We start from the raw sequence: 6,634 nt of genomic DNA, 5'->3' as shown, positions 1-6,634 counted from the left end.
GTTCAGGGGGAGTAAGCTTTATATACAAAATTCCATATAGTATAAGTGTTTTTTTAGTTTCAGTAATAATTTATTCATTTTATTCTATTTTCTCAGAAATGAAAAATATGGGCTGTAAGCTTTTTAAATCGAGAAAATTATATTTAGACGGTTGGTCTGAAAAATTAGTAGATTTACTATTTAGTATAAATTACATAGTTTTTATGATTACTTCTTATATGATATTTATGAGAATGAGTTTTTCTATGATAGATATATTTGAGTTAGGTATAGCCTTTTTTATAACATTGTTATGTATATGGATAGTTGGTCATAGTAAAAACTTTGTTTTGAAATTTATAAGACCTAAAGAATTTGAAATTTAAAATAAACAATAAATAAAAAAGGAATCTTAAAAAGATTCCTTTTTTATTTAACTTGCTCTACTTTCTTTGTTAGCTTCTTTTTTAAGGCTTAATTTAGGAAACTCTATTACTAAAGAGATACTTGCAAATATTAATAGAAGTATTGGATAATATAAAAATTTAATAACTCCTATAGATGAAACTCCAGCAATTCCTACAGCCGTTAATATTTGAGCTCCATAAGGAATCATACCTTGCCAACATGATGAAAATAAATCTAATATACTTGCAAGTTTTCTTGGATCAAGACCATACTTTTTCCCAATGTCCTTAGCTAATGGTCCTGCTGTTATTATAGTTATAGTGTTATTTGCTGTACATAAATCTATTATACTAGCAATTAAAGCTATTCCAAACTTAGCTCCAGTCGGGCTTTTTATCTTGCTTGTTACAAAATTTAATATGAAATCTATACCACCATTGTGTTTTATTAGTCCTATTACCCCACCTACTATAACTACTAATATACATAACTCTTGCATTCCAGCCATACCTTTAGATACAGCATCTATAAATTGCCACATATCTAATGTTCCTGTAAAAATCCCTATAGCTCCTGCAAATACAACTCCTCCTGCAAGAAGTACAAAAACATTTGCTCCAGCTAAAGCTCCAACTAATACTGCAACATACGGTACAACTTTTATAACTTCATAATGTCCAGCTTCAGCTGAAGCTGCTGTCCCTGCTGTCATTACAGCTATTATTATAAAACTTAGTAATGCTGCTGGAAGTATAACAAAGAAGTTCATTTTTACCTTATCTTTCATCTGACAACCTTGTGTACTTGCCGCTGCTATAGTTGTATCTGATATCATCGATAAACTATCTCCAACCATAGATCCACCAACTATTATCGCTACTAGTAATTCTAATTGTATTCCAGTTTTTTGCGATACTCCTATTGCAATAGGTGTTAGTGCAGACACCGTCCCAACAGATGTTCCCATTGATGTAGATATAAAACATACCATTAAAAATAAACCTGGTACTAATAAATTTGGTGGTAAAATCGCTAAGCTTAGGTTTACTGTAGAGTCTACCCCTCCCATTGCTTTAGCTACACTACCAAAAGCTCCTGCTAATAAAAATATAACAATCATTATCAGAATATTGCTATCCCCTGCATTCTTTAAAAAAACGTCCATTTTATTATCTAAAGATTCTTTAGGATTAATTATAAATGCAACTACAGCTGCAATTACAAATGCTGTCAATGCTGGCATTTTATAAAAGTCTCCAGTTAAAATCCCACTACCTAAAAATAATATTAAAAATACACCTATAGGAAGTAATGCTATCGCACTTCCCTTTTTTTGATTCAGACTATTATCGTCTATATTTTCCATAATTTTTTCCTCCCTTTACATTATGAATAAGCTTCTCAACCCAACATCTATTGTATGAAAATTGTATAAATATGTAAAATTGCAAATATCTATGTACTAATTTGTAAATATAGAGAAAATCAATTATGTTAAATTTTAAACACTTTTTACAGTAATTATAATTTCATTAAGTGTAAAAAAAAAGCAAGTGAATATTAGCCTTTATTCACTTGCTTTTTTATTTAATTTGTATATTTTTTATTCTAAGAATGAGCTTTAAACATTTTAACGTATTTCACTTTACTTAAAGAATATGAAAGTGGAATAGCTATTACCATACTTACTATTCCTTGTATTAAGTTAGCAGGTATAGAAGCTGCTGAAATTATAGCACTACCTTTTAATACTATTCCAGCTATAAAATATCCTATTACCATTGTTAAAGTTCCTATTCCTGTTGAAAGTACACTTTTTATAATTGTATTATGATTTTTCATTATAATTCCAACTAAATATCCTTCTAATCCTTTTATTATAAGAGTAAATATTGCCCAATGAGCATATCCACTTAGTATGTCAGCAAAAGCAGAACCGATTCCCCCCGCTATCATACCTGTTATAGGTCCAAACAATATTGATGAAATAAAAATCACACTATCTCCAATATTAACATATCCTTCAGTCCCAGGTATTGGTATTTGTATGGCCATAGTAGCAATACAAACTAAAGCTATCATCAGGCCCTTAAGTACTGTTTTCCTTGTATCCTCATGCATATTATATCCCTCCACAATCAATTTCTTATGCTTTTATTATAAAGAAACGTATTCAAACATACAATAATTATTGTACCCATACAATTGTTATTTTGATTGTATGGATACAATGATTATCATATACATATATACTTTTACCCTAAATTTTTCATAATTAAATTTTAATTTACTTAAACGTAAAAAGAATAGCCTAATTTGGCTATTCTTTTTTATTATTTATATGCTTTAAAGTTTTTTAATCTTAATGCATTACTAACTACAGATACTGAACTTAAACTCATAGCAGCCGCTGCTATCATAGGATTTAATAAAGGTCCTCCAAATAAATATAAGATTCCTGCTGCGACAGGTATACCTATTGTATTATATCCAAATGCCCAGAATAAATTTTGCTTAATGTTTTTAATTGTTTCTTTACTTAATTTGATAGCTGTAGGGACATCCATAAGATCACTTTTCATTAATACAATGTTTGCAGATTCAATTGCAACATCAGTTCCACTTCCTATCGCAATACCTATATCAGCCTTAGCTAATGCAGGAGCGTCATTAATTCCATCACCTACCATTGCTACAAAATTACCTTTTTCTTGAAGTTTTTTAACTTCATTTGCTTTATCTTCTGGTAATACTTCGGCTAAAACAATATCTATACCAACTTCATTTGCTATTGCATTTGCTGTTTTTTTATTATCTCCAGTAACCATGGCAACTTGAATTCCCATTTCATGTAATCTTTCTACTGCTTTTTTACTGTTTTCTTTAACTATATCAGCAACAGCTATTATACCTGCTAGTTTATTATCAATAGATATATACATTGGAGTTTTACCTTCACTTGCTAATTTATCCGAAATTTCCTCTAACTCACTTGTACTTATATTTTTATCATCCATAAGTTTCTTATTTCCTAAGAATATATTCTTTTTATCTATTGTTACTTCTATACCATGACCTGTTATAGAGTTAAAATTAGTTACATTTAAACTTTCTAATTTTTCTTCCTCGCCTTTTTTTACTATAGCCTCTCCAAGTGGATGTTCTGACCCTTTTTCTGCACTTGCTGCAAATTGAAGAAGTTCTTTTTCACTAACTATATCAGTAGTTACAATATCCGTTACAACAGGTTTTCCTTCTGTTATAGTTCCTGTTTTATCAAATATTATAGTATTTATTTTATGTGCAGATTCTAGTGCTTCTCCACCTTTTATTAATATACCATTTTCTGCCCCTTTGCCTGTTCCAACCATTATAGCTGTAGGAGTTGCAAGTCCTAATGCACATGGGCAAGCTATAACTAATATAGATATAAAAATAGTTAGAGAAAATACTAAATCTTTTCCACCTACAAAGAACCAAAGTAATGCACTTATTGTAGCTATTGCTAGAACTGTTGGCACAAAATAACCAGATACAGTATCAGCCAATTTTGCTATAGGCGCTTTGCTTCCTTGTGCATCTTCAACTAATTTTATAATCTGAGCAAGAGCAGTATCACTTCCTACTTTTTCTGCTTTGAATTTTATATTACCGTTTTTATTTATACTAGCTCCAGTTACCTTATCTCCAACTTTTTTCTCAACAGGCATACTTTCTCCTGTAAGCATAGATTCATCTACTAAAGTATGTCCTTCAATTACTATCCCATCTACAGGTATCTTACTTCCTGGTTTTACTACTATAATATCATCTTCTTCAACTTCATCAATTGGTATTTCTAACTCCTGTGAATTTTTAATTATTATAGCAGTCTTTGGCTGTAATCCCATAAGAGTTTTTATAGCTTCTGAAGTTTTTCCTTTAGATCTAGTTTCTAGATATTTCCCAAGTAATATTAGTGCTATTATTATACCAGCACTTTCGTAATATAATTGATGATCATGTCCACCTACATGCCCAATTTTTCCTGTAGCAATTTGTATAGTAGTATACATGCTGTATATAAGAGCTGAAGCTGTACCTATTGCAACTAAAGAATCCATATTTGGACTTTTAGTTATTAATGCTTTAGTTCCATTTATATAAAACTTGTATCCTGCTCCGATTATAGGTATTACTAATAATAATTGAACTAATGCATAGTTTAGTGAATTATGCATAGGGTTTATAAATTCTGGGATAGGTAATGGCCCAAATGGTTTAGGCATCATCGGTCCCATAGCTATATATAATAATGGAATTGCAAATATCATTGATACTATAAGCTTATTTTTAAGAACCTTTATTTCTTTTTCTTTTCTTATTTTATCTTCATCTATATTATTGTCTTTAATTTTTTCTACAACTTTATAACCTGATTTTTCTATTGCACCCTTAATTTGTGATAACTTTACTTTTGATCCATCATACTGTATTGTTGCTTTATCTGTTGCTATATTTACATTTACAGATTTAATACCATCTAGTTTTTTTATACCTCTTTCAACTGCTTTTGCACAAGATTGGCATGTCATCCCTTCTATTTTTATATCAATTTGCTTAGCTTCATCTACAACTTTATAGCCTGCTTTTTCTATTGCGCCCTTAATTTGAGATAATTTAACTTTTGATCCATCATAAGTTATTGTTGCTTTATCTGTTGCTATATTTACATTTGCAGTTTCTATTCCATCTAATTTTTTTATACTTCTTTCAACTGCCTTTACACAAGATTGACATGTCATTCCCTCTATTTTTATATCAATTTTTTCAAACAGTTCTGTGTTTTTCATCTCTTCTTTTATACCATACCCTGCTTTTTCTATTGCATCCTTTAAATCCGTGAATTTAACTTTATTCGGATCATACTCTATATCCAGTTTTTCTGTTGCTATGTTTACATTCTGATTTTCTACCCCATCAATTTTTTTAACTGCTTTCTCAACAGCTTTTGCACAAGCTGCTCAAGTCATCCCAGTTATTTTATAAGTACTTTTATTTGTATTTATACTCATTGGTTTTCACCATCCTTAAATTTAATAGTTTATAATAATATTATATACCCCCTATGGGTATTTTGAAACACTTTTTTTCATAAAATTTAATTTTATATATTTTTTACAACTATTATTTTCTATAAACTCAAAAAAGCTGATAACCTAATAGATACCAGCTTTTTTATTTCATTAATATTTCGATTTGTCCAAGCGACTTTTCTTTTCCATCCATACCAACCCTAGTCATTATATATATTTCATGAAAATCACCTATAGTTTCAATATTATTATCTTTTATGTATTTCATAATTACATCATAATATTTTCCTGAATCTTTATATGCATCATCAAAATACATAGTTAAGTATTTCCCTTTGGGTATTTTTATTATTTTTTCATCTATAAAATTTTTATTCTCACCCAAGTTTATCATTACATTTTTATAAACTACATTCTGATTAAATTTCATGTCGCTATACGAAGTTGTAAACGCAATTTCAGCATTTACATTTTCATAATCTTTTTCTACTTCTAATAATACTTTTCTCAAAATAATTTCAAATTCATCAGTATATCTATCTTTGCAATGATATGTTTTAAAAGTTCTTTCTTCATTCTCCTTAATAAATACAGTGTTAAGCCCTTTATCTAGTGAAATTTTTATCTTATTTTCAAGAGATTCAATTTTGTTTTTGATATTATCTAATTCTTTTAATTTTTCATAAATTATTTGTTTTTGATTTCCAAGTATATTAAAAATTGATTCTAAAGATGTGTAGTTATGTGTTACTTCCTTTATTTCTTCTAGTGGCATTCCCATAGCTTTACATTGTTTTATTAAATCTATAGTACTAAAATCTTTCATAGAATAATACCTATATCCTGTAGTTTCATTTATGTATGAAGGTTTTAATAATTCAACTTTTTCATAATGCCTAAGAGTCTGAACCGATATATTGTTTAGTTTAGCCATTTGACCAATAGATAAATATTTTCCCATTCAATCACCTCTGCTATATTTTAGCATAATGCTCGTATTTAGTGTATGCAACTCTAAACTTATTATTTTTTCTATTTTATTATTTTCAAAAAAAACTTATTACTTCTCGGAAATTCTGCCCGTTGAATTTGTTTTAAAGCTTTTTCTAGTTTTTTACTATCTAAATTATAAAATTGCTTATACTCAAATCCATCTTGAATCACATTAAATA

At 28.9% G+C, this 6,634-nt stretch carries 5 protein-coding genes and 1 pseudogene; 1 reads left to right on the top strand and 5 read right to left on the bottom strand.

Going from position 1 to position 6,634, the window contains the following annotated elements:
• A partial coding sequence (locus tag RWY47_RS03770) for a hypothetical protein (RefSeq protein WP_316030242.1) occupies nt 1-365 on the top strand: 365 nt, incomplete at its 5' end.
• A 47-nt stretch (nt 366-412) separates the two neighbouring features.
• On the opposite strand, the gene RWY47_RS03765 is transcribed toward RWY47_RS03770, so the two are convergent.
• The 5 genes and pseudogenes from RWY47_RS03765 to RWY47_RS03745 form a co-directional block, all read right to left on the bottom strand.
• The gene (locus RWY47_RS03765) at nt 413-1,753 is read right to left on the bottom strand and encodes a Na+/H+ antiporter NhaC family protein (RefSeq protein ID WP_224170905.1); all 1,341 of its coding nucleotides are present in this window, start codon (nt 1,751-1,753) and stop codon (nt 413-415) included.
• Between the two features lie 242 nt (nt 1,754-1,995).
• The gene (locus RWY47_RS03760) at nt 1,996-2,508 is read right to left on the bottom strand and encodes an ECF transporter S component (RefSeq protein ID WP_021431184.1); all 513 of its coding nucleotides are present in this window, start codon (nt 2,506-2,508) and stop codon (nt 1,996-1,998) included.
• Between the two features lie 212 nt (nt 2,509-2,720).
• Nucleotides 2,721-5,219 (bottom strand): heavy metal translocating P-type ATPase, encoded by a 2,499-nt coding sequence (locus RWY47_RS03755; RefSeq protein ID WP_224170904.1) that lies wholly within the window; start codon nt 5,217-5,219, stop codon nt 2,721-2,723.
• Between the two features lie 21 nt (nt 5,220-5,240).
• A pseudogene (locus tag RWY47_RS18120) lies at nt 5,241-5,378 on the bottom strand (cation transporter); the annotation flags it as partial.
• 226 nt (nt 5,379-5,604) lie between these two features.
• Nucleotides 5,605-6,423, bottom strand: a complete 819-nt coding sequence (locus RWY47_RS03745; protein WP_021431186.1) for a MerR family transcriptional regulator — start codon at nt 6,421-6,423, stop codon at nt 5,605-5,607.
• Nucleotides 6,424-6,634: the final 211 nt, after the last annotated feature.

The organism is Paraclostridium sp. MRS3W1, from assembly GCF_032465715.1.
Classification (GTDB): domain Bacteria; phylum Bacillota; class Clostridia; order Peptostreptococcales; family Peptostreptococcaceae; genus Paraclostridium; species Paraclostridium dentum.
The sequence above is the reverse complement of the archived record's forward strand: the minus strand, read 5'-3'. Positions and strand labels throughout refer to the sequence as shown.

Bases quoted from the DNA above. Each gene is read 5' to 3' on its own strand.
- RWY47_RS03765 (WP_224170905.1), bottom strand. From the start codon at position 1,753: ATGGAAAATATAGACGATAATAGTCTGAATCAAAAAAAGGGAAGTGCG.
- RWY47_RS03760 (WP_021431184.1), bottom strand. From the start codon at position 2,508: ATGCATGAGGATACAAGGAAAACAGTACTTAAGGGCCTGATGATAGCT.
- RWY47_RS03755 (WP_224170904.1), bottom strand. From the start codon at position 5,219: ATGAAAAACACAGAACTGTTTGAAAAAATTGATATAAAAATAGAGGGA.
- RWY47_RS03745 (WP_021431186.1), bottom strand. From the start codon at position 6,423: ATGGGAAAATATTTATCTATTGGTCAAATGGCTAAACTAAACAATATA.